Here is a 23,676-nt window from a genome sequence, read left to right as displayed (position 1 = left end):
AGTATTTCAAGGCGTTGACATGAGTGAAGATGCACAAGATGTAGTACTGGTGGTCGAGGACGAACCGGCGATTCGCATGATCCTGCGTGATTACCTGGCAGGCGAGGGCTACCACGTGCTGGTGGCCGAGGATGGCGAGCAGGCGTTCGCGATCCTGGCGAGCAAGCCGCACCTCGACCTGATGGTGACGGACTTCCGCTTGCCGGGCGGGATTTCCGGGGTGGACATTGCCGAGCCGGCAGTGAAGTTGCGGCCGGACCTGAAGGTGATCTTCATCAGCGGCTACCCGGCGGAGATTCTCGAGTCCGGCAGCCCGATCACCCGCAAGGCACCGATCCTGGCCAAGCCGTTCGACCTGGATACCTTGCACGAGCAGATCCAGTCGCTCCTGCGCTAGCCTGCACTGGCCCTTTCGCGGGTAAACCCGCTCCCACAGGAACTGTGCAAACCTTGAGACTTGCACAGTTCCTGTGGGAGCGGGTTTACCCGCGAAAGGGCCGGAACAGGCTAGCGCAGTGTCCGCTCCAGCCCACCCACCAGCATGCTTTCCATCAACCCCAGCCCCTGTTCTTCAGGCAAGGCCTTCAACAGCCCCGGCAACTGGTTCAGCAGTGTCGCCACCACATGCGCCGTGGCCATCAAGGCCTCCCCCTGCAACTTCGCCTGCGGTGCGATCAACCTCAGCAACCCCGCCTCATAGCGCTTGCGCAACAAGGCCAGGCGCGCCTGCTGATCGTCGCTCAGGCAACAGAAGTCGCGCTCCGCCAGGCGAAACTGCATGGGCCGCTCGGCATGCAGCTGCCAGTGCGCGGCAATCAGGCAGCTCAGCGCCGACGCCCCGCGCGCCATGGCCCGGCGCCCCTGGTCCAGGGTGGCCTGCAATTCCTCGTACAACTCCTCGATCAGGTCGTACAGCAGGTCCTGCTTGCTGGGGAAGTGGTGATACAGCGAGCCTGCGGTAAGCCCCACATGGGCCGCCAGCTCGCGCATGCTGACCTGGCCGAAGCCCTTTTCGGCAAACAGCGCCATGGCCCGGTCACGTCGCTCTTCAAAGTTGGCACAGCGCATCGCGGCATTGACCGGGGGCATGGCGTTCGCTCCTCAGTAGGTGAAGAAACCGCGGCCGCTCTTGCGCCCCAGCCAACCGGCCGCGACCATTTCCTTGAGCAGCGGGGCAGGGCGGTACTTGCTGTCATTGAAGCCTTCATGGAAGGCCTCCATGATTGCCAGCAGGGTGTCCAGGCCGATCAGGTCGGCCAGGGCCAGCGGGCCGATCGGCTGGTTGCAGCCCAGGCGCATGCCGGTGTCGATGTCCTCAACACTGGCCAGGCCTTCCTGGCGCACGAAGATCGCTTCGTTGATCATCGGCACCAGGATGCGGTTGACCACGAACCCAGGGCGGTTGCCGGCGGTGATTGGGGTCTTGCCGACCTTTTCGGTCACCACCAGCGCTTGGGCGTAGGTGCTGTCGCTGGTCTGCAGGCCGCGAATGATCTCGACCAGCGCCATCATCGGCACCGGGTTGAAGAAATGCACGCCGATGAAGCGTTCGGGGTGCTCGATGCTGGCCGCCAGCTGGGTGACCGACAGCGACGAGGTGTTGGTGGCAATCAGGCAGTCGGCGGCGACGTTGGCGGCCACCTGCTGCAGGATGCGCTGCTTGAGCTGCAGGTTCTCGGTGGCGGCTTCGATCACCATCTGCGCGCTGCTGAGCTGGGTGTAGTCGGTGCTGGTGCGAATGCGGGGGCGGGCAGCTGCCGCCTTGTCGGCGTCGAGGGTACCCTTGGCGACCTGGCGCTCGAGGTTCTTGCTCAAGGTGGCCACGCCGCGCTCCAGCGCAGCGTCGGAAACGTCCACCAGCAGCACCTGGTAGCCGGCCACCGCACACACCTGGGCAATGCCGTTGCCCATGGTGCCTGCGCCGATCACGGCAATCTGTTCAATGCTCATGTGTCAGGCTCCCTCAGACGCGCTCGAAGACCAAGGCGATGCCTTGGCCACCACCGATGCACATGGTGGCCAGGGCATAGCGGCCCTGGATGCGCTGCAGCTCATGGATGGCCTTGGTGGCGATGATCGCGCCGGTGGCGCCCACCGGGTGACCCAGGGAAATGCCCGAACCGTTGGGGTTGACCTTTTCCGGGTCGAAGCCCAGTTCGCGAGCCACGGCGCAGGCCTGGGCAGCGAAGGCTTCGTTGGACTCGATCACGTCCAGGTCCTGCACACTCAGGCCGGTCTTCTCCAGCACCTTGCGGGTGGCCGGGATCGGGCCAAGGCCCATCAGTTCAGGCTCGACGCCGGCATGGGCATAGCCCACCAGGCGGGCCAGGGGCTTCAGGCCCAGGCGGCGCACCGCATCACCAGTGGCCAGTACCAGGCCGCCAGCGCCGTCGTTGATGCCACTGGCGTTGCCGGCGGTAACGGTACCGTCTTTCTTGAACACCGCCTTCATCCCTGCCAGTTGCTCGGCGGTCACCTCGCCACGCACATGCTCGTCGGTGCTGAACTGCACGCTGCCCTTGCGGGTTTTCAGTTCCAGCGGAACGATCTGGCTGGCGAAGCGGCCTTCGGCAATGGCGCGGGCAGCGCGGCGCTGGCTGGTCAGGGCCAGTTCATCCTGCATTTCGCGGGTAATGCCGTGCTTGGCCGCAACGTTCTCGGCGGTGATGCCCATATGGAAGTGTTCGAACGGGTCCTGCAGCACGCCGACGGTGTAGTCGATGCCTTGCAGGTCACCCATGCGAGCGCCCCAGCGTGCCTGCGGCAGCAGGTACGGGCCACGGCTCATGGATTCGGCGCCCGCCGCCACGGCCACATCGGTGTCGCCCAGCAGCAGGCATTGGGCTGCCGAGACGATGGCCTGCAGGCCCGAGCCGCACAGGCGGTTGACGTTGAATGCCGGGGTTTCCTTGGGGATGCCGGCGTTCATTGCCGCTACGCGGGCCAGGTAGGCGTCACGCGGTTCGGTGGGGATCACCGTGCCCATCACCAGGTGGCCGACTTGCTCGGCGGCCACGCCCGAGCGCTCGATGGCGGCGCGGGTGATGGCGCTGGCCAGGTCGGCCAGCGGCAGGTCCTTGAGGGAACCGCCAAAGCCACCAATGGCTGAACGGACGGCACTGACGACGTAGATTTCTGCGCTGCTCATAGGGGCTCCGATTGCGAAGGCATGGCGGGACCGGGCCAGGCTCTGCGAGAATGGCCGACGATCCCGGAGTGGGACCGAGTCTAGGCAAAGGCTCTGTTGCAGCCTATGCCGGAACTGTTCAGACAACCTGGCACTTTTTGCCACTCAGCATAGACAGCGAAAACCGCCATGCGCGATAGCGATTCGGTCGCCGTGTACTTCCTCAATGCCATGCTCCATGCCCTGCGCGACTGCCCCGCCGAACGCGATGCGCAGCTGCGTGCGGTGGGCATCGACCCACAACTGCTCGAGCAGCCCCAGGCCCGTGTACCGGCCAAGGCCTTCGTCCAGCTGTGGCTGGCGCTGATCCAGCGCCTGGACGATGAGTTCTTCCGCCTCGACAGCCACGGCATGCCGCCGGGCAGTTTCGCCCTGATCTGCCGGGGCCTGATCCTGGAGCCGAACCTGGAGAAGGCCTTGCGCCAGTGCATGGGCGGTTTTGGCCTGTTCCTGCGCGATCTGCGCGGCAGCCTGACGGTGCGTGGCGGGCGGGCGCTGATCAGCGTGCAGTCGAGCATCGCCGACCCGCTGACCCGGGTGTATGCCGAGGAAACCTACCTGGTGCTGATGATCGGCATGCTGTGTTGGCTGGCCGGGCGGCGGATCGCCATCGACCGCACCGAGCTGGCGGTGTCGCGCCCGGCCCAGGAAGACGACCTGCTGCTGTGGGGGCCGGACCTGCGCCTGGGCAGCGGGCGCACCGAGGTGGAGTTCGACAGCGCCTACCTGCGCCTGCCGGTGGTGCAGGATGTGGCGGCCCTGAAAACCTTCCTGCGCAGTGCTCCGCAGGGGCTGGTGATTCGCTTTCGCAACCAGAACGGGCTGGTGGCCGAAGTGTACCGGCACCTGCGGGCGCGGCGTTATGGGCAATGGCCGACGCTGGCGGCGCTGGCGCAGCAGCAGGGGGTCAGTGCCAGTACTTTCCGTCGGCAGCTGGAGCGGGAAGGGCGTTCGTACCAGCAGATCAAGGATGAGGTGCGCCGGGCAATGGCCTTCGAGCGGTTGCGCGAAGGGGAGTTGAGCATTGCCGAGATTGCCGAGCAGACCGGGTTCCAGGAGCCCAGTGCGTTTCACCGGGCGTTCAAGAAGTGGACCGGGCAGAGCCCCGGCAGCTACCGGGCGCGGTTGGCCGGGCGTTGAGATGTTGCCTGTGCCGGCCTCTTCGCGGGTGAACCCGCTCCCACAGGGGACTCACAGAATCTGAAAAATGTGCTGTACCTGTGGGAGCGGGCAAGCCCGCGAAGAGGCCGGTACAGGCTACCGCTCAATGATCAGGCCGGCACCATGGCAAACCCGACCCCGAAGCGGTTCCAGGCATTGATGGCGGCAATTGCCAGGGTCAGGTTGGCCACCTCGGCCGGCTCGAAGTGTTCCTGCAAGGCTTCATATTCCGCCTGCGGCGCGCCGTGCTCGGGCAGCCTGGTCAGGCTCTCCACCCAGGCCAGCGCAGCACGTTCGCGCGGGGTGAAGTAGGCGGTTTCCTGCCAGACGCACAAGGTCTGCAGGCGTGCCTCGTTCTCACCGGCCTTGCGCGCATCGTTGGCGTGCAGGTTGACGCAGTAGGCGCAGCCGTTGATCTGCGAAGCCCGCAGGCGAACCAGTTCCAGCAGGGAATTCTCCAGGCCGCTTTTGGCCAGGGCCTGCTCCAGGCCGACCATGGCTTTGTAGGCCTCGGGGGCGTGCTTGGCCCATTCGATACGGTTGTGCATGGCTGTCTCCAAAGGTGTGGGGTGGGGATGGCGCTACTGTAGCGCCGCACGTTGGCCTCCCCGATAGCCAATCACGCGCATAAGAGGGAGGCCAATCGGCCATTTGGGAGGCCACTGACAGGCATCCAATCTCTTCATTTCTGCCAGGCCGCCGAAGCCCGGATAATGATCAGGTCTTGCAACAGGGGAACCGATTCATGTCCGAAGAACGCTACATGCGCGAAGCGCTCGACCTGGCCCGCGCCAACATTCAGGCCGGTGGCCGGCCCTTCGGCGCCGTGCTGGTGTACCAGGGGCAGGTGCTGGCGCGTGCGGTCAACGAGATCCACAGCACCCAGGACCCGACCGCCCACGCCGAGATGCAGGCCATCCGCAAGGCCAGCCATGCCCTGGGTCAGGCACGCCTGGACGGCGCCGAAATCTACGCCAGCGGCCACCCGTGCCCGATGTGCCTGGCGGCCATGCACCTGTGCGGTATCGAGCGGGCGTGGTTTGCCTACGACAACGCCGAGGGCGAACCCTACGGCTTGTCCACCGCGGCGGTATACGCGCAGATGGCTCGCCCGCCCCAGCAACAGAGCCTGCCGCTGCGCGCCCTGAAGCCCAGCGGCGAAGCCGGTCTTTACCTTGAGTGGAAACAGGCCAACGCACAATGAGAGCGGCATTGAACCTGCTGCTGGTCATGCTGCTGGCACTGAACCTGCGGCCGATCCTGACCAGCATCGGCCCGTTGCTCGAACCCATGCGCGCAAGTACTGGCCTGGGTTACCAGCAGGCGGCCTTGCTGACGGCGTTGCCGGTGCTGTGCATGGGCCTGGTGCCCTTGCTGCAACCCTGGTTGCGGCGCTGGATCAGCGAACACGGCGGCATGCTCGCTGGCCTGTCTGCCATCGCCCTGGCCTGCCTGTGGCGCCTGCAACTGGGCAGCGCCTGGGCGCTGATTGCCAGTGCGGTGGTCGCCGGCCTGGGGGTGGCGGTAGTGCAGGGCATGATGCCGGGGCTGGTCAACCGCTGGTTTCCCGGCCGCCTGGCGGGGGCGATGGGCCTGTATTCGGCTGCGCTGATGAGCGGCGGCGGCCTGGCCGCCGTGCTCGGGCCGCACGTCAGTGGCTACTTCGGCCATTGGCAGGTCGGCCTGGGCGTGTGGGCGATCCCGGCTGTGCTGGCGGTGTTGGCCTGGGCCGTGCTGCGGCCGCGCCAGGAGGCGGCGAAACTGGCCGGTGCCACCGGCGGTCACTGGTTCGGCACGCGCCGGGCCTGGTTGCTGGCGCTGTACTTCGGTTTGATCAATGGCGGCTACACCAGCATGGTGGCCTGGTTGCCGGCCTATCACATCGAGCATGGCGGCAGCGCCCAGGGCGGTGCCGACCTGGTTGGCCTGATGACCATCTTCCAAGTGGCCGGTGCATTGGGCTTGCCGCTGTTGCTGCGGCGCTGGGCAGACCGACGCCCGGGCCTGTGGCTGGCCTTGGCGATCCAGCTGGTGGGTTTTCTCGGCCTGCTGCTGACACCCACGCTGGCCTCGGGGCTGTGGGTGGCGATGATCGGTTTCGGCCTGGGCGCCTGCTTCAGCCAGAGCCTGACGCTGACCCTGGAGCACCTGAAGACGCCTGCCGAGGCTGGCAGCCTGGCGGCGTTCGTGCAGGGCATCGGCTTCATCATCACCGGCATCGTGCCTTACGTCACCGGCTGGTTGCGCGACATGAGCGGTGATTTCCAGGCCTCATGGACGCTGCTGACCGTGACCGTGGTGGCGATGCTGCTGGTTACCACGTGGTTCAACCCTCGCGGTTATGCCGCGGCGATTGCCCGCCCGGTAGTGGCGGGCAAGGCCGCACCGGTCAACTGAGGCGCTGCAGGGTGTCGCGCACCCGGTCCAGCGCCGGGTCGATGTCCAGCAGCTCGATGGCGCCGAAGCCCAGCAACAGCCCCGGGCGCACTGGCGCTTCGCTGAAGAACGGCGCCAGCGAATACAGGCCGACCTCCACCTTGCGTGCGAGGTTGGCCAGCAGCTCGACATCGACCCCAGGTCTGGCCAGGGCGCTGAGGTGGAACCCGGCGCTGGCGGGGATGGCGCTGAACCACGGTGCCAGGTCGCCGCCCAGCCGTGCGAGGATGCGTTCGCGACGGGCGCTGTAGACCTCGTGGCAACGGCGGATGTGCTTGTTCAGGTGGCCTTCGCCGAGAAAGCGCGCCAGTGCCCACTGCAACAGGGTCGGGCTGTGCCAGTCGCTGAGGTGCTTGGCCACGCAGGCGGCCTTCAGCACGTCGGGCGGCAGTACGGCGTAGCCCAGGCGCAACTCGGGCAGCAAGGTCTTGGAAAAGGTCCCCACATAGGCCACCAGGCCATGGCGGTCGAGGCGCTGCAGAGCGTCGGCGGCTGGGCCGTGGTAGCGGAACTCGCAATCGTAGTCGTCTTCGATGATCAACGTACCCAGCTCGGCGGCCCGTGCCAGCAGGGCGTGCCGGCGTGGCTCGCTCATCGGCATGCCCAGCGGGAACTGGTGCGAGGGCGTCACATAGATCAGCCGGGTGCCGTCGGCGATCTGCTCCACGCACAGGCCTTCATTGTCCACCGGTACCGATTGCAGGCGCGCGCCGAGGGCCAGGAACAGTTGCCGCGCTGGCGGGTAGCCCGGGTCTTCCATGGCTACCTGGCAACCCGGCTCGACTAGCACCCGTGCGATCAGGTCCAGTGCCTGCTGGGCGCCGTTGCACACCAGCAGGTCAGCGGCGCTGCAGTGCACGCCGCGGGCATAGGCGACATGATGGGCAATGGCCTCGCGCAGCTCCGGCAGGCCCTGGGCAGGGAACTGCCGTTCGGGATGGCGCTGGCTGCGGCGCAGGGCATAGTTCAGGCAACTGCGCCACTGGTCGAATGGGAACTGCGCCTTGCTCGAAGCCCCGCCGATGAAGTCGTAACGCGACGGAGCCTCCAGCTGGCGTCGGCTCAGCACAGTGGCGCGCTGCTGCCAGCGCTCGAGGGACGCGGCAGCGGCCAGGGGAATCGCGGGCGATTCGCTGCTGCGCAGCGGCTGGCGCGGGGTGACGAAGGTGCCCCGGCCGACCACGCCGCTCAGCAGGTTGTCGTAGGTCAGCCGGGAATAGGCCTCGGCCACGGTCTTGCGCGACACGCCCAGCTGCTCTGCCAGCAGGCGGCTTGGCGGCAGTTGGGTGCCGGCGGCCAGGTGGCCGCTGTCGATGCCGGCGCGCAGTTGCTGGTAAAGCTGGTCGGCCAGGCCTTTGCGGCCTTCCAGGCGAATGTGCAGTTCCATGGAGCGGTCCGGAGCGGAGAAGTGCTCAGGATAGCGGATTGGTCGGGGAAGGGCATGGGGCCGCTTTGCGGCCCATCGCGACACAAGGCCGCTCCCACAGGTACAGCGCTGCAATCAAAGTCTGTGATGTCCTGTGGGAGCGGCCTTGTGTCGCGATGGGGTGTGCAAAGCACCCCCAGAAAGCCAACGCAAACTCAGAGCCGGGCAGTACTCACCGTGATGTAGCCCTTGTCTGCCAGCGCGATACGTATCACCGTCTCGTCCGCCGGCGCCTTGCGGTTGCGCTTGATGCGCACGCCTTCCACCGCCGCCGCTTTCATATGCTCGGTGATGGCCCGCCCGTTCGGGTCGAAGAACAACTCGCTGGCCAGCAACTCGATACGCTCGATCAGTTGGCGGGAGCGTTCATCGGTGGCGCAGAAGAACATCACCCCCGACAGGTGGGGGTCTTCGTCCGGGTTGTTCATGTCATGGGCCAGCAGTTCGCGCAGGGTGCTGCGCAATTCGGCAGTGGGGTGGGCGTACAGGTGCATGCGGAACCTCCTCTGGATCGCGACCTTGCGTCATCCAGTGCCGATCATGTTTTCAGAGGGCGGAGGCAACAAGTAGGACGTTTCCGAGCGCCGAATAGGAAATTTCTGAAGGTGCCGGGATACCACCTGTTTTCATGCAGTGGGGCCGCATAGCGGCCCCTGTCAGCATCAGCGCCCAACCTCCTGCTTGAAACGCAAGCGCCAGCCATGCAGCAACGGTTCGGTATAGCCACTGGGCTGCTGCCGCCCCTTGAACACCAGCTCCCGCGCAGCGCGGAAGGCATGCGATGCCTCGAAGCCCGCCGTCATCGGCCGGTACGCCGGGTCCCCGGCATTCTGCTGGTCGACCACGCCGGCCATGCGCTGCAAGGTCGCCTCCACCTGCTCGGCATCGACCACCCCGTGGTGCAGCCAGTTGGCAATGTGCTGCGCCGAAATCCGCAAGGTTGCACGGTCTTCCATCAGGCCCACATCATGGATATCCGGCACCTTGGAACAGCCCACCCCTTGCTCGACCCAGCGCACCACGTAACCGAGGATACCCTGGCAGTTGTTGTCCAGCTCGGCCTGGATTTCGGCTGCGCTCCAGGGCCGCTCGGGGCTGACCGGGACACTGAGCAGGTCATGCAGCAACTCGGCGCGCTGGGCATTCAGGTCAACCTGTTCCAGCGTTTGCTGCACGGCCGCCACATCCACCTGGTGGTAGTGCAGCGCATGCAGTGTCGCGGCTGTGGGCGAGGGCACCCAGGCCGTGTTGGCGCCGGCCCTGGGCTGGGCGACTTTCTGTTCCAGCATGGCCGCCATCAGGTCGGGCATGGCCCACATGCCCTTGCCGATCTGCGCCTTGCCGCGCAGGCCACAGGCCAGCCCCACCAGTACGTTGCTGCGCTCGTAGGCCTGGATCCAGGCACTGCCTTTCATGTCGCCCTTGCGCAGCATGGCGCCGGCTTCCATGGCCGTGTGCATCTCGTCACCGGTGCGGTCGAGGAAGCCGGTATTGATGAACACCACCCGTGACGCGGCGCTGGCGATGCAGGCTTTGAGGTTGACGCTGGTACGCCGCTCCTCGTCCATGATGCCCATCTTCAGCGTGTGTGCGGGCAGGCCCAACAGGGCTTCGACGCGGTCGAACAGCTGGTCGGCAAAGGCCACCTCGGCCGGCCCGTGCATCTTCGGCTTGACGATGTACAGGCTGCCTTCGCGGGAATTGCCACGGCGCTTGAGGTCATGCAGGCCGATCAGGCTGGTGACCACGGCATCGAGGATGCCTTCCGGGATTTCCCGGCCATCGCGGTCGAGGATGGCCGGGTTGGTCATCAGGTGGCCGACGTTGCGGATGAACAGCAGCGAGCGGCCCGGCAGGGTCAGGGGCTGGCCGTCTGCGCCGTGGTAGTGGCGGTCTTCGGCCAGGGTGCGTTCGAAGGTCTTGCCGCCCTTGCTGACCTGTTCGCTGAGGTCGCCCTTCATCAGGCCGAGCCAGTTGCGGTAGACGTTGACCTTGTCGTCGGCATCCACGGCGGCTACCGAGTCTTCGCAGTCGATGATGGTGGTGAGCGCGGCCTCCAGCAGGATGTCCTTGACCCCGGCCGGGTCCTGCCGGCCGATGGCGTTGGCTGGGTCGACCTGGATTTCGAAATGCAACTGGTGATGCTGCAACAGGATCGCTGTTGGCGTGTTCGGCTCACCTTGGTAGCCACGCAGTTGCGCGGGGTGCCTGAGGCCGACCTGGCGGCCATCGGCCAGGGTTACCTGCAGCGTGCCCCGGCTGATCGCGTAGGCCTTGGCGTCGTTGTGCGACGCACCGTCGAGAGGGGCCGCGGTGTCGAGGAACTGCCGGCCATAGGCGATCACCTTGGCGCCGCGTTGCGGGTTGTAGCCCTGGCCACGCTCGGCGCCCTCGGTTTCGGCGATGGCATCGGTGCCGTAAAGGGCATCGTACAGCGAGCCCCAGCGGGCGTTGGCGGCGTTGAGGGCGTAGCGGGCGTTGCTCAGTGGCACCACCAGTTGCGGGCCGGCCTGCACGGCGATCTCGCGGTCAACGTTGCGGGTGCTGACCTGCACGCTTGCCGGGGGCTCTACAAGGTAGCCGATGCCTTGCAGGAAATGCTGGTAGGCGGCCATGTCACGGATCGGGCCGGGGTGCTGGCGGTGCCAGTTGTCGAGTTCTGTCTGCAGGCGCTCGCGTTCGGCGAGCAGGGCGCGGTTTTGTGGTGCGAGGTCGTGGATCAAGGTGCTGAAGCCTTGCCAGAAGGTGCGGGCTTCGATGCCGGTGCCGGGGAGGACCTCATCTTCGATGAAGCGCTGCAGGGTGGGGGCGATCTGGAGTGGATGGTTTGGCATTGTCTGTTCGCTCGATGTTCAGTCTTCTGGGTAAATGTTGCTTTTGCCGGCCCTTTCGCGGGTGAACCCGCTCCCACAGGGCTTTCACAAGGCCTGAGGCCTGTGCAGCACCTGTGGGAGCGGGTTTACCCGCGAAGAGGCCGGCACAGGATTCAGAGGGCAGCCGCCCCGGCCTTGGCCACCTGGGCATCCTGCTCGGCCTTGACCCCGGACACGCCGATCGCCCCCACCACCTGGCCATCCACCCGCAGCGGTACGCCACCTTCCAGGCTGGTCAGCAGCGGCGCGGTAACGAAAGCGGTACGGCCACCATTGACCATTTCCTCGTAATCCCGCGTCTCCTTGCGCCCCAGCGCGGCAGTGCGGGCCTTTTCCATCGCGATGTAGGCGCTGGCCGGCGCGCAGCCGTCCAGGCGCTCCAGGGCCAGTGGGTGGCCGCCGTCGTCGACCACGGCAATGGTCACGTTCCATTGTTGTGCCTGGGCTTCCTGGCGGGCGGCGGTCAGCACTTTGGCGACTTCCGCCTGGCCGATAACGAACTTGCTATGCATGGTGGTTCTCCGGGTTCAAGGCTGCTTCGACGATTTCGATCCAGTGCCGCACCGGTGTGCGCCCGGCCCCGTCGAGGTGGGCCTGGCAGCCGATGTTGGCGGTGGCGATGACTTGCGGTTTGCCGCTTTCCAGGGCGTTGAGGCGGTTGTCGCGCAGTTGTAGCGACAGCTCGGGTTGGGTCAGCGAATAGGTGCCGGCCGAGCCGCAGCACAGGTGGCCGTCCGGTACCGGGGTCAAGGTGAAGCCAAGGCGTGTCAGCAATGCCTCCACCGCACCCCCCAGCTTCAGCGCGTGCTGCAGGGTGCATGGGCAATGGAAGGCCAGGCGCTGTTCGACGCACACGCCCAGTTGCTCGACCGGCTCCTCGCGCAGCACCTCCACCAGGTCGCGGGACAGGGCGCTGACCCGTGCGGCCTTGGCGGCGTAGCGCGGGTCCTTTTCCAGCAGGTGGCCGTAATCGCGCACGAACGCGCCGCAGCCGCTGGCGGTTTGCACGATGGCCTCGGCGCCGGCTTCGATGGCAGGCCACCAGGCATCGATATTGCGCCGCGCCCGTTGCAGGCCTTGTTCCTGGGCATTGAGGTGATAGTCCACCGCGCCACAGCAGCCGGCCTGCCGGATTGGCACCACGCTGATGCCCAGGCGGTCCAGCAGGCGTGCGGCGGCTGCGTTGGTGTTGGGCGACAGGGCCGGTTGCACGCAGCCTTCCAGCATCAGCACCCGCCGCGCATGGCGCGGTGCGGGGCGTTGGCCGGGGGCGGTGACCCGCGCCGGCAGCTTGCGCTTGAGCGTGGCCGGTAGCAGTGGGCGCAGGGCCTGGCCACTGCGGGTCAGGGCCTTGAACAGCGCCGGGCGTGGCACCACTGCACGCAGGCCCTGGCGCAGCAGGCGCTGGCCGAGCGGGCGTGGCACCTGCTGTTCGACCACGGCGCGGCCAATGTCCAGCAGGTCGTGGTACTTCACCCCGGAAGGGCAGGTGGTTTCACAGTTGCGGCAGGTCAGGCAGCGATCCAGGTGCAATTGGGTGCTGGCGGTGATCGGCGCGCCTTCGAGCATCTGCTTGATCAGGTAGATGCGCCCGCGTGGGCCGTCCAGTTCATCGCCCAGCAGCTGGTAAGTGGGGCACGTGGCGGTACAGAAGCCACAGTGCACGCAGGAGCGCAGGATGCTTTCGGCCTCGTCGGCGCGGGCCAGGCGTCGGGCGGTTTCGCTCAGGTTGGTTTGCATGGTCTGGCCTCACAGGTCCGGGTACAGGCGGCCAGGGTTGAACACACCCTGGGGGTCGAGTTGCTGCTTGAGCGCTCGGTGGTAGCGCATCAGCGCGGCGGGCAGCGGTGGGCTGCTGGCAGCGCCAGGGACATGGCAGGTGGCGTGGCCACCGACCTTGGCGACCTGCTCGCGGATGCGCTGCGCCGGTGCCGTGGACTTGAGCCAGCGCTGCGCGCCACCCCAGTCGATCAGCTGCTGGCCGGGCAAATCCAGCTCGCCGGTGGTGTTGGGCACGGACAAGCGCCACAGCGGCTCGGGGCCAGTAAAGAACGCCAGGCGCTGCTCGCGCAGGTCGCTCCAGAAGCTGCTGTCCAGTGCCTCGCCGCCCAGGCGCTGGCGTGCTGACTGCACCGAGCCTTCGCCGCCTTCCAGGCGCAGGTACAGCGCGTCACCGTCATGGCAGGCCGCACTGATCGGCAGCGGCTGCTGGCCCCATTCGGCCAGCTCCGCCAGCGCCTGGTGGCGGCCCATCGGCAGGCGCAGGCTGAGGCACTGGCGCGGGCGGGGCAGCACTTTCAGCGACACCTCGGTCAGCAGCCCGAGGCAGCCGAAGCTGCCCGCCATCAGCCGCGACACGTCGTAGCCGGCAACGTTCTTCATCACTTCGCCACCAAAGCGCAACAGCTTGCCGTGGCCGGTGATTACCCGCGTGCCCAGCACATAGTCGCGCACCGAACCAGCCCACGGCCGCCTGGGGCCCGACAGCCCGGCCGCGACCATGCCACCCAGGGTGGCGTCGGGGCCCAGGTGCGGTGGTTCGCAGGGCAGCATCTGGCCAGCCTCGTGCAGCGCTGCCTCGACCTCGCGCAGCGGCGTGCCGGCGCGGGCAGTCAGCACCAGCTCGGTCGGGTCGTAGCTGACGATGCCGCGGTGGCTGCGGGTGTCCAGCACCTCGCCGGCCACCGGGCAGCCGAGCATGGCCTTGCTGTTGCCACCCTGGATACGCAGCGGCGTGGCCTGGTTCAGCGCCTGGTTGACCTGCTCCAGCAGGGCCTGGCTGATGTCGCGGTCCATGCTCATCAGAAACGCTCCAGATCGGGAAAGGGCAGTTGCCCATGGTGCACGTGCATGGCGCCGAACTCGGCGCAGCGGTGCAGGGTGGGGATGTTCTTGCCGGGGTTGAGCAGGCCTTGCGGGTCGAAGGCAGCCTTGATCGCATGGAACAGGGTGATTTCGTCGCTGTTGAACTGTGCGCACATCTGGTTGATCTTCTCGCGCCCCACGCCGTGTTCGCCGGTGATGCTGCCGCCTACGGCCACGCACAGCTCGAGGATCTTGCCGCCGATGGCTTCGGCACGTTCCAGCTCGCCTGGCAGGTTGGCATCGAACAGGATCAGCGGGTGCATGTTGCCGTCGCCGGCATGGAACACGTTGGCCACGCGCAGGCCGTATTCGGCGGACAGGTCGCTGATGCCCTTGAGCACCCGTGGCAGTTCGCGGCGCGGGATGGTGCCGTCCATGCAGTAGTAGTCCGGGGAGATGCGCCCCACCGCCGGGAAGGCGTTCTTGCGCCCGGCCCAGAAGCGCACGCGCTCGGCCTCGTCGCAGGCCAGCCGCACATCACGCGCACCGGCCTGGGCCAGCACGGCGGCCACCCGTTCGCAGTCATCGTGCACATCGGCTTCGACGCCATCCAGTTCGCACAGCAGGATGGCCGCAGCGTCAACCGGGTAGCCGGCGTGGATGAAGTCCTCCGCTGCGCGGATCGCCAGGTTGTCCATCATCTCCAGGCCGCCGGGGATGATCCCGGCAGCGATGATCTCGGCCACTGCCCGGCCGGCGTCCTCGACGCTGTCGAAGCTGGCCAGCAGCACTCGCGCCACCTGGGGCTTGGGCAGCAGCTTGACGGTAACTTCGGTGACGATGCCGAGCATGCCTTCAGAGCCGGTGAACAGTGCCAGCAGGTCGAAACCGGGGCTGTCCAGGGCATCGCTGCCGAGGGTCAGGCGTTCGCCCTCGACCGTGAGGATTTCCACCTTGAGCAGGTTGTGCACGGTCAGGCCGTACTTCAGGCAGTGCACGCCACCGGCGTTCTCCGCGACATTGCCGCCGATGGAGCAGGCTATCTGCGAGGATGGGTCCGGCGCGTAGTACAGGCCGTGGGGCGCGGCAGCCTGGGAGATGGCCAGGTTGCGCACGCCGGGCTGCACACGGGCGAAGCGGCCTTGCGGGTTGACCTCGAGAATGCGGTTGAAACGCGCCATCACCAGCAGGATGCCTTTTGCCAGCGGCAGGGCGCCGCCCGACAGGCCGGTACCGGCGCCGCGTGCCACCACCGGCACACCACGCTGGTGGCAGAGCCTGAGCAGGGCCTGCACCTGCTCCAGGCGCTCGGGCAGCACCACCAGCAGCGGCACCGTGCGATAGGCCGAGAGGCCGTCGCATTCATAGGGCTTGAGGTCTTCCTCGCGGTGCAGGATCTCGAGGTCCGGCAGGGCAGCGCGCAGCGCTTGCAGCAGCGCCGCCCGGTCCACGTCAGGCAGCGCGCCATCGACGCGTTCGTCGTAAAGGATATTCATCGGCTCACTCGGCAACGGTTTTTGTTGTTGTTGGCAAAGCGCTCACCCTTGCAGCCTGCGCGTGGTAGCTGTCGGGGTCGAGTACAGGGTGAGCTGGTCCTACCAGTTTTTGCGGCGGGTACTGGTTATTGACGGCTTTGCCCGGCTAAATTGAGGCAAGTGGTCGAAGTGGTCATACCAGCAGGAGGGGCGCAGTGGGTAGTGAAGCCAAGGCCAAGGTCGCCGACCAGGTGGCCGAACGGGTCGAGCGGTTGATCGTCGACGGCGTGCTCAAGGTGGGCCAGGCCCTGCCGTCGGAGCGGCGCCTGGTGGACAAGCTGGGCTGCTCGCGCTCGGCGCTGCGTGAGGGCCTGCGCATCCTGCGCGGGCGCGGCATCATCGACACCGAGCAGGGGCGCGGCTCGTTCGTCGCCGACCTGACGGGCCATGCGGGTGCCACGCCGTTGATGCACCTGTTCGGCTCGCAGCCGCGTACGCTGTTCGACCTGCTGGAAGTGCGGGCGTTGCTGGAAGCCGAATCGGCGCGCCTGGCGGCACTGCGCGCCACCGAGGTCGACCGTTTGCTGATCCGCCGGCGCTATGAAGAGATGCTGGCTGCGCACGAAGCCCCCGAAGCGATCGATGCCCGTGAACATGCCCGCCGCGACCATGCCTTTCACCGGGCGATCAGCGAGGCTTCGCACAACCCGGTGCTGGTGCATACCTTGCAATCGCTCAGTGACCTGACCTTGAGCACGGTGTTCGCCTCGGTCAACAACCTGTATTGCCGGCCGGCGCAGAAGCGCCAGATCGACCGCCAGCATGCGCGGTTGTATCACGCGGTGATGGAGCAGTTGCCCGAGCAGGCGCAGCGCGCGGCGCGCGAGCATATCAACGGGATCCGCGACAGTTTGCGGGAGATCGAGCAGGAAGAGCAGCGGCTGGTAAGGGCTACCATGCGCATGGATGGCTGGGGTTGAGGTGTTGCCTGTGCCGGCCCTTTCGCGGGTAAACCCGCTCCTACAGGGGGCTGCACTGGGTTTCAAGTCGGTGCGATGCCTGTAGGAGCGGGTTTACCCGCGAAGAGGCCTGTGCAGGATTAGCTCCGTCAATGATCGGCTATGCGGTCATCCTGCGAGAGGAGGGCCCGGGCCAGCTCTTCATCATTGGCCTGCAGGCCTGGGTTGTCCTTGCGGGCCTGTTCCAGCGCCGACTCCACATAGGCGCCACGGATTGCACCACCGCTGGCGACGTAGGCCGAAAGCTCGTCACGCGCCGGGATGATCCGTTTGTCGTCCTTGAAGGTCGAGTAAAGCGAAGCGGAAACACCGGCCGAGGTTGCGACGTCGCCTGCGTCGACGTCAGCCAGGGCAGCACCGGCAGGCAGCAGGAGCAGCAGCGCAGGGGCGAGGAGTAGGTGGCGCATGGTGTGTTCTCCAGTAGCGTGAAGCCCAAGTAATTGAACCACTCAGTGATTAAGAAAGCGCAGGTGGGGAGGTAGTTCCCTTCGTATCGGAAACAGGCATTGACCCTGTCGAGCCAGGCGTGATCTGCTCGGGCTGCTGGCCCAATCATTCAATGGATGAAGGTTCTCCCCATGCCCGATTACAAGCTGCATTGCTTCGCCGAATCCGGTAACGCCTACAAGGCCGCCCTGATGCTTGAACTCACAGGCCAGGACTGGCAGCCGGTGTTCGTCGATTTCTTCAATGGCCAGACTCGCGAACAAGCCTGGCGCGACGACGTGAACGAACAGGGCGAGGTGCCGGTGCTGGAACACGCCGGCAAATCCTTTACCCAGTCTGCGCTGATCCTCGACTACCTCGCGGAGAAAACCGGGCAGTTCGGCCCCAGCGACGAAGACGAAAAGCGCGAGATCTGGCGCTGGATGCTGTTCGATAACCATAAGTTCACCAGTTACTACGCGGCGCTGCGTTTTCTTTTCTGCCTGAAGAAAACCGGTGAAACGGATGTGACCCGGTTCCTGCGCGAACGTGCCATGGCGGCCTACCGTATCGTCGACGCGCACCTGGCGAAGACACTGTTCATGGTCGGTGGCCGGCTGACGATCGCTGACCTGTCGCTGGCCGGGTATGTGTTCATGCCGGAGGACACTGGCATTGCGTTGGCGCAGTTCACCCACATCGAGGCATGGAAAGCGCGAATCCAGGCGTTGCCAGGGTGGAAGCACCCGTATGAACTGATGCCCCGCGCGGCATCCTGAGCAATCCGGCTCGCCAGGCCATGGTGCAGTGGGCCTTTGGCGAGCCAGCCATTCTGATGGCCGGTCGGTGACAAGCGCAGCGGCGTGGCTACGCTCAAAAATCAAGAAACATCCCGAAATATTTGGCCGGCAGGCCCTGAAGGATCTCGTTCAACCGCTGCAGATGGAAGGCCGCGCTGGTTAGCAAGTCGCCCCATGGGGGGCCGGAAATCACAGGGTGCGTCGTGCAACCCGGTGCTACTCCAAGCGGAGGCATCATGATGCTCAGGAAATGCTTGTTGGCTTTGGCTATCGGTACAGTGTTGTCGGCTTCGGCCGTGTTGGTGCCGGACTCCATTGACGGTACCTCCAGCGCGTATGCGAAGGATGGTGGTGGTGGTGGTGGTGGTGGTGGTGGTGGTGGTGGCGGCGGTGGCGGTCACGGTGGTGGTGGCGGAGGCAGCGGCGGTGGTGGTGGCCATGGCGGCGGAGGTGGTGGTAGCGGTGGCGGTGGTGGCCATGGCGGCGGAGGTGGTGGTAGCGGTGGCGGCGGTGGTCATGGCGGTGGAGGAGGTGGTAGCGGCGGTGGTGGCTCGGGTGGTGGCCACGGCGGCAGTGGCAGCGGGCATAGTGGCGATGGTGGTGGGCATGATGGCAGCGGGCGCAATGGTGCAGATGATGGTGCCGACCACGAGGCCAACCACGAAGCCAATCATGAGGCGAATCACGATGTGGGCGAGACCCACGGTGTAGGGCATGGCGCCGACGATGGGGCTGACCATGACGTTGGGGATGATCGCGGAGGCGATCGGAGCTAGCAATTTGGGTGTCTGTGTCGGCCTCTTCGCGGGCACGCCCGCTCCCACAGGTATCGCGCCGCTTTCAAGGTTGGCGCAGCACCTGTGGGAGCGGGCGTGCCCGCGAAGAGGCCCGAACAGGCCATAGAGCGGCTTCCAGCGATCTCAAGCATGCGGCACGCTGCGAGGCGCTACCCCACCTGCATACTGCGGCTTCAGATGTCCCTGCTCATCCAGCAGATAGGCATCCATCACCTCCCGCACAACCGGCCCTGCCACCCGCCCGCCGGCTTCGCCGTTCTCGATCATAACCGCCACCACCACACTCGGGTGATCAGCCGGGGCAAAGCCTACGAACAGGGCGTTGTCGCGGTGCCGCTCCAGGGTTTTGTTGCGGTTGTAGCGTTCGCCCTGCTTGATCGCTACCACCTGCGCGGTGCCGCTCTTGCCGGCAATCCGGTACTGCGCACCGGCTGCGGCAGCGCGGGCGATGCCGCGCGGGTCGTGCATGACCATCTGCATGCCCTGGCTGACCTGGTCCCAGGCATGCCTGTCGTGCAGCACGATATTGGGCATCGGGTTGGGATCTACCGGCGCATCGCCTCCTACGGTCATGGCCAGGTGCGGGCGGTGCCACACGCCCTTGCTCGCCAGCAGGCTGGTGGCCTGGGCCAGCTGCAGCGGGGTGACCTGCATGTAGCCCTGGCCGATGCCCAGGATCAGCGTCTCGCCCGGGAACCAGGCCTGGCGCCGGGTGGCGCGCTTCCACTCGGCCGACGGCATCAGCCCGGACGCTTCCTCGAACATGTCCAGCGACACCTTCTGGCCCAGGCCGAACTCGGCCATGTAGTCGTGCAGGCGGTCGATGCCCAGCTTGTGGGCCAGGTCGTAGAAGTAGGTGTCGTTGGACCGCATGATGGCGGTGTACATATCCACCCAGCCATCGCCACTGCGGTTCCAGTTGCGGTACTTGTGGTCGTAGTTGGGCAGCTCGTAGTAGCCCGGGTCGAACACCCGGCTGCCCGGGGTGATCACGCCGCTGTCGAGGCCGGCGATGGCCACTTCCGGCTTCACCGTCGAACCGGGGGCATACAAGCCGCGCAGCACGCGGTTGAACAGCGGGCGGTCGATGGAATCGCGCAGGGCGGCGTACTGCTTGAAGCTGATGCCCTTGACGAACAGGTTGGGGTCGAAGCTGGGGTTGCTGACCATCGCCAGCACCTCGCCATTGGCCGGGTCGAGCACAACCACCGAGCCGCGGCGGTCGCCCAGGGCCTTTTCCGCGGCCAGTTGCAGGTGGGCGTCCAGGGTCAGGACGATGTCCTGGCCCGGGGTCGGGGCCTTGTGGTTGAGCACACGCATCACCCGGCCCTGGGCGTTGGTCTCGACCTCCTCGTAGCCCACGTGGCCATGCAGCTGGCTTTCGTAGAAGTGCTCGATGCCGGTCTTGCCGACCGACTGGGTGCCCCGGTATTCGGTGCTGTCGAGGGTCTTGGCCTCTTTCTCGTTGATGCGCCCCACATAGCCCACCGAGTGGGCGAAATGCTCGGCCAGCGGGTACTCGCGGATGAACTGTGGTTCCACTTCCAGGCCTGGCAGGCGGAACTGGTTCACCGCCACCAGGGCGATCTGCTCCTCGCTCAGGCCGACCATCAGGGTCACTGGCTCGAATGGCTTGCGGCCACGGCGCAGGTCCTTGTCGAACTGCTTGCGGTCGTCATCGGTCAGGCTCAGCACCTGGGCCAGGGTATCGAGCACCTTGGCCGTGTCGCCGCCGGCCCGCTCGCGGGTCATGGTCAGGTCGAAGCTGGGCTTGTTGTCGGCCAGCACCACGCCGTTGCGGTCGTAGATCAGCCCGCGCTCGGGGGCGATGGGTAGCACGTGCACGCGGTTGTTTTCCGATACGGCGGTCTGCTGGTCGTGTTGTAGCACCTGCAGCACATAGAGCCGGCCCACCAGGACGGCGACCAGGCTGAAGACCAGGGCGGCGCAGGCCAGAAGCCGGCGGTTGACCAGGTGCTTTTCCTTTTCGTGGTCCTTGAGGGGTATGGGTTGCGGCATCGGTGTTCTGTCTGCTGGTGGTGTGGCTGGGTGAGATTTGAGCGCTGTGGGCACGCGCCTGTGGGAGCGGGCGTGCCCGCGAATGGGCCGCGCAGCGGCCCCGGGGGGCGGTGATGCTACGCAAGGTAGTCAGCCCCCTCAAGGTGAAGGCCTGCGGTTGCAGAAGCGAAGAGGGCTGCCACGCCCGCAATCAGGGCGCTCGCCAGCAAAATGAAGATTTGTTCATGGCGGCAGTGCGTTGGTGGGGGTGGCTGAAAGCCAGGCGTGATTGAACGGAGGTATTGGTCAAGCGCTAGAAAGCTTGTGCGTGCCTCTGCGGGAGAAACTGTCGGGCGCAATGTGGGAGATTGCCCAGCCCTTTTGGGCTGCGCTGTCGCGCAGAGAACAAATATCGCTCTTTGTAGGAGCAGCCTTGTGCTGCGAAGAGGCCGGTACTGACAAAGCCTATCCATTGTCTGTACCGGCCTCTTCGCAGCACAAGGCTGCTCCTACAGAACCTCGCTGAACCAATGAGTCATGTGTTGTTCTACGAGAGCGGGCGATCCCGCGAACACGGGCACAGCCCGTGCCATTATTTTGCAGCATCGAGTGATAAACCTCTATTCGTTCGTTTTCAAACCTTGAGGCGGTACTTGCTGTGAAATCGTTATGCTTCCACTTTCTTGGCGTAATGGTGGGCGCTGAAAAAGCGCAAAAAATAGTTCGTTTATGTACTCTTCTTTGTCATCTACGTCGTCTAAAGGTATTTCGTGCGGTATTAGATCTCGCCAGTAATTTTCGTAGCTCCGCGTAAAGATTACGTGCTCAAGGCAGTCTGAAATATTTTCTGCTGCAATTGGTCCGAATGTTTTCAATAGTGCGCTCATTAGGCGGAAGAGTCTGTATCTATCTTTCCTGTTGTTTATTTCGAATTTGCTAATCTCTTCGTCTGTCATCGAGATTAGCGGGTAATATAAGTGGTGAATATAATTTATGTTTGCAATTTTCATTGGAATTTTTAGGTGAGTGTTAGTGGTCGGTTATTTTTACGAGCTATGACGGCTATTGAGAGCTCTTCACGATTGCTGTCGCCCGTGAGGTAGTCTTAAATTAATATTTAGTATGGCGCTGTTGCTTCAGTGGAGTTCGCCTGGGCGACACCAGGTTTTATTGCATTCTGCTGATAAATATTTCTTTGAAAGCGTGCCGATTCTGTCAGTTTTGGTTTTTGATACAAGTTTAATCGAAGGGCGTCAAACCTCTTTTTTATTATTGCTGGAAAGAGTTTGGCTTGCTTTAGTCTGCGGACTTCTTTTCTGTCTCCATGATTGCGGGCGAAAAGTATCATGGATTCTAATGCGATGAAGATTATATTTTCTATTGCTATGGCATCGTGGCTAGATGCAGCGGCATCAATTCCAGCTTGCGTAATGGGGCTATTGGGAACGTTTTCTGCTCTAAAGGCTACATGGATTGGGAATTGAGTGGATTGGTTGTTGTAGGCTGAAACTGGAGAGCACACTAAATCACTGCTTGAAAGCAGGTCTATATAGCTTAGCCCGCCATTGATGTAAAAGCTGCAGTTATCGGAAGCTTTTTGCAAGTTGACTATTAAGTAAGCGTCGCCATGTCTCATGAAAAAGGTTTTGTCTTTCCCGCAAAGGCCAAACTTGGCGGCAACTCGCTGAAAGATTTTTTTTGTAGATTCTTTCTTCATGACTTGTTTATGACCTCTCGGATGGTTCGCACGCCAGTTTCGGAGTCCAATACGTCCAGAATTCCCTCAGTGCTTGAATGGCTCCTTGAACACCTTCGGTATCGACCTATGCAGCCATCATCCGTACTGCGCTCCAGCAGCGCTGGAGAAGGACCGGCATGTCGCTCCTTAGTTGGTGTCTTAGCTATTTTTAAATTTATTCTGATTAACCAAAACTATATCAACATGTTTTTTGTGCGAGAAGTTAGAGGATAGATTTTGAAGATGTATATGCTCAGCATCGTTTTCCTCCATTTCGTAAGCTGCGGTTATCAAAAATACACCCAAGGTACGAATCATGGCTGGTGTTGTAAGTAATGAAATCTCATCGAGCCTCAAAGTTTCATCGCTACCGACTTCGGTGCCCCATGCCCTCATGTTGTTGAGCTTGATCATAGATTGAATCCTTTTTCTCCAAGAATATCTGTTGCAGTTCCTGTAAGTGCTGTCAGGTTTTTACATGACTTGTGGATTTGAAAACCGCATAAGAAGTGCTGATGCTCGCGGGTGTGCGCTTTCTCTCTCCTTGCCACCGCGCTGGTCGCCATGGCTTTTCATCAGTCGGTCGATGGTGTCGTTTGCTTAAAATATTCAACATGGTTTTTAAAGAACAATATATGTCGGTACGGTTGTCGCTGGATAACTAATTAGTATTACTCGGTCGCATCGCCCTTGTTTTATGTTGCCCCCTGGTTTTCTTGCTCATCTACCCATTTATTTATATCGTTAGTTGCGTGATCTAAATCGGAGATCTTAATAATCAAGCATGGTTCTTTGGCTCCATCTCTTTTATTGTGAGTTATGGAGTAACTTTTGACGGCTTCATGGATTACTACTCTCAGAATATTCTGAGTGCTTGTGTTGCGGACAGAAAATATCGGGTTGGCCTCCATTAGTCGTGTCCCGTCAACGCATGTAGTGTTGTAGTAAGGTGTGCGGTATTTGGCTGGGTTGATTTTTTGGAGTAAAGGTGTTCATTGAGCGCTGAAGTGGAAAATGACTCCAGTTTTTGGTATGTGTCTGGGTTGCTAAGGTAATCTTTAAGCATAATTTCTCCGTGAAGGTACGGTCTAAAATTATTTCAATGTCTGCGCGCTCATGGTTATGGCGTAGTATTTCGTGATGAGAGCAATGAGTTGCAACTTGTGGTTGCTGTTAATTTCTAAGGTTGTTTAGCCCACTTGTCTAGGGAGGCTATAAGTTCCGGGAGGTTTGATATCCCGCCGAATACTATGGTCTCGAATCCATGTTCGGTATTTTTGTACGCTGTAGAAATCTCGCTTTCGTCCTCGTCTATGATGATGCGAATTATCTTTTTGCGTTTTGCATTTCTGGCTGAGAATATTGGGTTTGCATCGCCAAAAGGCTGTCCGTTGTTGTATGTGGTTCTGTAAAAAGGTGCGGTGTACTCTTCCTGGTTCTTGCGGGTGCTAATGATTTTCATAAATGCATCAATAAATAACTGCTCGAGCGCCATGTAGGTTTTCGGGTTGGTCAAGTAGTCGTCATGCATTAGT

The 23,676-nt window shown here is 63.5% G+C and carries 24 protein-coding genes; 7 read left to right on the top strand and 17 right to left on the bottom strand.

From position 1 onward, the window contains the following. Positions 1-19 precede the first annotated feature (19 nt). Positions 20-397 carry a response regulator gene (locus tag RR51_RS14590; RefSeq protein WP_003256176.1) on the top strand — a complete coding sequence of 126 codons (378 nt, stop codon included), beginning with the start codon at positions 20-22 and terminating at the stop codon, positions 395-397. Positions 398-507: 110 nt separating this feature from the next. Here RR51_RS14590 and RR51_RS14585 read toward each other — a convergent pair whose 3' ends face one another. Genes RR51_RS14585 through RR51_RS14575 form a run of 3 tightly spaced genes read right to left on the bottom strand, consistent with a single transcriptional unit; the run spans position 508 to position 3,148 of the window. After that, positions 508-1,089 (bottom strand): TetR/AcrR family transcriptional regulator, encoded by a 582-nt coding sequence (locus RR51_RS14585; protein ID WP_015270803.1) that lies wholly within the window; start codon positions 1,087-1,089, stop codon positions 508-510. A gap of 12 nt (positions 1,090-1,101) precedes the next feature. After that, positions 1,102-1,950, bottom strand: coding sequence for a 3-hydroxybutyryl-CoA dehydrogenase (locus RR51_RS14580; protein ID WP_039613925.1), 849 nt, complete (start codon positions 1,948-1,950; stop codon positions 1,102-1,104). Positions 1,951-1,963: 13 nt separating this feature from the next. Next, a complete protein-coding gene (locus RR51_RS14575) occupies positions 1,964-3,148 on the bottom strand; it encodes an acetyl-CoA C-acyltransferase family protein (protein ID WP_013973108.1) in 1,185 nt (394 codons plus the stop codon). Between the two features lie 168 nt (positions 3,149-3,316). Between RR51_RS14575 and RR51_RS14570 the strand changes: the two genes are divergently transcribed. Further along, positions 3,317-4,327: an AraC family transcriptional regulator gene (locus RR51_RS14570; protein WP_039613924.1), complete on the top strand. Its 1,011-nt coding sequence runs from the start codon at positions 3,317-3,319 to the stop codon at positions 4,325-4,327. A gap of 131 nt (positions 4,328-4,458) precedes the next feature. On the opposite strand, the gene RR51_RS14565 is transcribed toward RR51_RS14570, so the two are convergent. Beyond that, positions 4,459-4,896, bottom strand: coding sequence for a carboxymuconolactone decarboxylase family protein (locus RR51_RS14565; protein ID WP_039613923.1), 438 nt, complete (start codon positions 4,894-4,896; stop codon positions 4,459-4,461). A 197-nt stretch (positions 4,897-5,093) separates the two neighbouring features. Here RR51_RS14565 and RR51_RS14560 point away from each other — a divergent pair, with 197 nt between their 5' ends. Both RR51_RS14560 and RR51_RS14555 read left to right on the top strand, forming a co-directional pair. Continuing rightward, on the top strand, positions 5,094-5,552 hold the full coding sequence (locus RR51_RS14560) for a nucleoside deaminase (RefSeq protein WP_039613922.1): 459 nt from the start codon (positions 5,094-5,096) through the stop codon (positions 5,550-5,552). Beyond that, complete coding sequence (locus RR51_RS14555; RefSeq protein WP_039613921.1) at positions 5,549-6,745, top strand: CynX/NimT family MFS transporter; 1,197 nt, start codon at positions 5,549-5,551, stop codon at positions 6,743-6,745. The genes RR51_RS14560 and RR51_RS14555 overlap by 4 nt, the downstream gene beginning before the upstream one ends. Here the strand turns inward: RR51_RS14555 and pdxR are convergent. The 7 genes from pdxR to glcD all read right to left on the bottom strand — a co-directional run bounded on the left by pdxR (position 6,738) and on the right by glcD (position 15,384). After that, positions 6,738-8,171 carry a MocR-like pyridoxine biosynthesis transcription factor PdxR gene (pdxR, locus tag RR51_RS14550; protein ID WP_039613920.1) on the bottom strand — a complete coding sequence of 478 codons (1,434 nt, stop codon included), beginning with the start codon at positions 8,169-8,171 and terminating at the stop codon, positions 6,738-6,740. The genes RR51_RS14555 and pdxR overlap by 8 nt on opposite strands. 194 nt (positions 8,172-8,365) lie before the next feature. Further along, positions 8,366-8,704, bottom strand: coding sequence for a hypothetical protein (locus RR51_RS14545; protein ID WP_039613919.1), 339 nt, complete (start codon positions 8,702-8,704; stop codon positions 8,366-8,368). A gap of 168 nt (positions 8,705-8,872) precedes the next feature. Further along, a complete protein-coding gene (locus RR51_RS14540) occupies positions 8,873-11,044 on the bottom strand; it encodes a malate synthase G (RefSeq protein ID WP_039613918.1) in 2,172 nt (723 codons plus the stop codon). Positions 11,045-11,196: 152 nt separating this feature from the next. Continuing rightward, a complete protein-coding gene (locus tag RR51_RS14535; protein ID WP_024087335.1) occupies positions 11,197-11,595 on the bottom strand; it encodes a heme-binding protein in 399 nt (132 codons plus the stop codon). Then, complete coding sequence (gene glcF, locus RR51_RS14530) at positions 11,588-12,823, bottom strand: glycolate oxidase subunit GlcF (RefSeq protein WP_039613917.1); 1,236 nt, start codon at positions 12,821-12,823, stop codon at positions 11,588-11,590. Before glcF ends, RR51_RS14535 begins: the two co-directional genes overlap by 8 nt. A 9-nt stretch (positions 12,824-12,832) precedes the next feature. Then, positions 12,833-13,885, bottom strand: a complete 1,053-nt coding sequence (gene glcE, locus RR51_RS14525; protein ID WP_039613916.1) for a glycolate oxidase subunit GlcE — start codon at positions 13,883-13,885, stop codon at positions 12,833-12,835. Then, positions 13,885-15,384: a glycolate oxidase subunit GlcD gene (gene glcD / locus RR51_RS14520; RefSeq protein WP_039613915.1), complete on the bottom strand. Its 1,500-nt coding sequence runs from the start codon at positions 15,382-15,384 to the stop codon at positions 13,885-13,887. Before glcD ends, glcE begins: the two co-directional genes overlap by 1 nt. Before the next feature lie 194 nt (positions 15,385-15,578). Here glcD and glcC point away from each other — a divergent pair, with 194 nt between their 5' ends. Next, on the top strand, positions 15,579-16,343 hold the full coding sequence (glcC, locus tag RR51_RS14515; protein ID WP_039613914.1) for a transcriptional regulator GlcC: 765 nt from the start codon (positions 15,579-15,581) through the stop codon (positions 16,341-16,343). 128 nt (positions 16,344-16,471) lie between these two features. Here glcC and RR51_RS14510 read toward each other — a convergent pair whose 3' ends face one another. Continuing rightward, positions 16,472-16,789 (bottom strand): DUF2388 domain-containing protein, encoded by a 318-nt coding sequence (locus tag RR51_RS14510; protein WP_003260922.1) that lies wholly within the window; start codon positions 16,787-16,789, stop codon positions 16,472-16,474. A gap of 171 nt (positions 16,790-16,960) precedes the next feature. On the opposite strand from RR51_RS14510, the gene RR51_RS14505 reads away from it, so the two are divergent. Beyond that, a complete protein-coding gene (locus tag RR51_RS14505; protein WP_039613913.1) occupies positions 16,961-17,587 on the top strand; it encodes a glutathione S-transferase family protein in 627 nt (208 codons plus the stop codon). Positions 17,588-17,681: 94 nt separating this feature from the next. On the opposite strand, the gene RR51_RS31220 is transcribed toward RR51_RS14505, so the two are convergent. Next, a complete protein-coding gene (locus tag RR51_RS31220; RefSeq protein ID WP_052261066.1) occupies positions 17,682-17,924 on the bottom strand; it encodes a hypothetical protein in 243 nt (80 codons plus the stop codon). Positions 17,925-17,944: 20 nt separating this feature from the next. On the opposite strand from RR51_RS31220, the gene RR51_RS31770 reads away from it, so the two are divergent. Further along, a complete protein-coding gene (locus tag RR51_RS31770) occupies positions 17,945-18,319 on the top strand; it encodes a hypothetical protein (protein ID WP_442961516.1) in 375 nt (124 codons plus the stop codon). 209 nt (positions 18,320-18,528) lie between these two features. Here RR51_RS31770 and mrdA read toward each other — a convergent pair whose 3' ends face one another. The 4 genes from mrdA to RR51_RS14485 form a co-directional block, all read right to left on the bottom strand. Next, complete coding sequence (gene mrdA / locus RR51_RS14495; protein WP_039613911.1) at positions 18,529-20,424, bottom strand: penicillin-binding protein 2; 1,896 nt, start codon at positions 20,422-20,424, stop codon at positions 18,529-18,531. Between the two features lie 1,096 nt (positions 20,425-21,520). Continuing rightward, entirely contained in the window at positions 21,521-22,120 is a 600-nt protein-coding gene (locus tag RR51_RS30440) for a DUF4304 domain-containing protein (protein ID WP_152619892.1), read from the bottom strand. Between the two features lie 180 nt (positions 22,121-22,300). Then, complete coding sequence (locus RR51_RS14490; protein WP_039613910.1) at positions 22,301-22,555, bottom strand: hypothetical protein; 255 nt, start codon at positions 22,553-22,555, stop codon at positions 22,301-22,303. Positions 22,556-23,321: 766 nt separating this feature from the next. Beyond that, positions 23,322-23,672 carry a hypothetical protein gene (locus tag RR51_RS14485; protein WP_052261063.1) on the bottom strand — a complete coding sequence of 117 codons (351 nt, stop codon included), beginning with the start codon at positions 23,670-23,672 and terminating at the stop codon, positions 23,322-23,324. Positions 23,673-23,676 lie beyond the last annotated feature (4 nt).

It is taken from the genome of Pseudomonas sp. C5pp, assembly GCF_000814065.1.
GTDB classification, from domain to species: domain Bacteria; phylum Pseudomonadota; class Gammaproteobacteria; order Pseudomonadales; family Pseudomonadaceae; genus Aquipseudomonas; species Aquipseudomonas asiatica.
The sequence above is the reverse complement of the archived record's forward strand: the minus strand, read 5'-3'. Positions and strand labels throughout refer to the sequence as shown.

Excerpts from the sequence above, each read along its gene's own strand:
- mrdA (WP_039613911.1), bottom strand. The coding sequence starts at position 20,424 with ATGCCGCAACCCATACCCCTCAAGGACCACGAAAAGGAAAAGCACCTG.
- RR51_RS30440 (WP_152619892.1), bottom strand. The coding sequence starts at position 22,120 with ATGAAGAAAGAATCTACAAAAAAAATCTTTCAGCGAGTTGCCGCCAAG.
- glcE (WP_039613916.1), bottom strand. The coding sequence starts at position 13,885 with ATGAGCATGGACCGCGACATCAGCCAGGCCCTGCTGGAGCAGGTCAAC.
- RR51_RS14510 (WP_003260922.1), bottom strand. The coding sequence starts at position 16,789 with ATGCGCCACCTACTCCTCGCCCCTGCGCTGCTGCTCCTGCTGCCTGCC.
- RR51_RS14570 (WP_039613924.1), top strand. The coding sequence starts at position 3,317 with ATGCGCGATAGCGATTCGGTCGCCGTGTACTTCCTCAATGCCATGCTC.
- RR51_RS14580 (WP_039613925.1), bottom strand. The coding sequence starts at position 1,950 with ATGAGCATTGAACAGATTGCCGTGATCGGCGCAGGCACCATGGGCAAC.
- RR51_RS14535 (WP_024087335.1), bottom strand. The coding sequence starts at position 11,595 with ATGCATAGCAAGTTCGTTATCGGCCAGGCGGAAGTCGCCAAAGTGCTG.
- RR51_RS31770 (WP_442961516.1), top strand. The coding sequence starts at position 17,945 with ATGCGAAGGATGGTGGTGGTGGTGGTGGTGGTGGTGGTGGTGGTGGTG.
- pdxR (WP_039613920.1), bottom strand. The coding sequence starts at position 8,171 with ATGGAACTGCACATTCGCCTGGAAGGCCGCAAAGGCCTGGCCGACCAG.
- glcD (WP_039613915.1), bottom strand. The coding sequence starts at position 15,384 with ATGAATATCCTTTACGACGAACGCGTCGATGGCGCGCTGCCTGACGTG.
- RR51_RS14545 (WP_039613919.1), bottom strand. The coding sequence starts at position 8,704 with ATGCACCTGTACGCCCACCCCACTGCCGAATTGCGCAGCACCCTGCGC.
- glcF (WP_039613917.1), bottom strand. The coding sequence starts at position 12,823 with ATGCAAACCAACCTGAGCGAAACCGCCCGACGCCTGGCCCGCGCCGAC.
- RR51_RS14555 (WP_039613921.1), top strand. The coding sequence starts at position 5,549 with ATGAGAGCGGCATTGAACCTGCTGCTGGTCATGCTGCTGGCACTGAAC.
- RR51_RS14560 (WP_039613922.1), top strand. The coding sequence starts at position 5,094 with ATGTCCGAAGAACGCTACATGCGCGAAGCGCTCGACCTGGCCCGCGCC.
- RR51_RS14590 (WP_003256176.1), top strand. The coding sequence starts at position 20 with ATGAGTGAAGATGCACAAGATGTAGTACTGGTGGTCGAGGACGAACCG.
- RR51_RS14585 (WP_015270803.1), bottom strand. The coding sequence starts at position 1,089 with ATGCCCCCGGTCAATGCCGCGATGCGCTGTGCCAACTTTGAAGAGCGA.
- RR51_RS14540 (WP_039613918.1), bottom strand. The coding sequence starts at position 11,044 with ATGCCAAACCATCCACTCCAGATCGCCCCCACCCTGCAGCGCTTCATC.
- RR51_RS14490 (WP_039613910.1), bottom strand. The coding sequence starts at position 22,555 with ATGATCAAGCTCAACAACATGAGGGCATGGGGCACCGAAGTCGGTAGC.
- RR51_RS14565 (WP_039613923.1), bottom strand. The coding sequence starts at position 4,896 with ATGCACAACCGTATCGAATGGGCCAAGCACGCCCCCGAGGCCTACAAA.
- RR51_RS14505 (WP_039613913.1), top strand. The coding sequence starts at position 16,961 with ATGCCCGATTACAAGCTGCATTGCTTCGCCGAATCCGGTAACGCCTAC.
- RR51_RS31220 (WP_052261066.1), bottom strand. The coding sequence starts at position 17,924 with ATGGAGTCCGGCACCAACACGGCCGAAGCCGACAACACTGTACCGATA.
- RR51_RS14575 (WP_013973108.1), bottom strand. The coding sequence starts at position 3,148 with ATGAGCAGCGCAGAAATCTACGTCGTCAGTGCCGTCCGTTCAGCCATT.
- RR51_RS14485 (WP_052261063.1), bottom strand. The coding sequence starts at position 23,672 with ATGCATGACGACTACTTGACCAACCCGAAAACCTACATGGCGCTCGAG.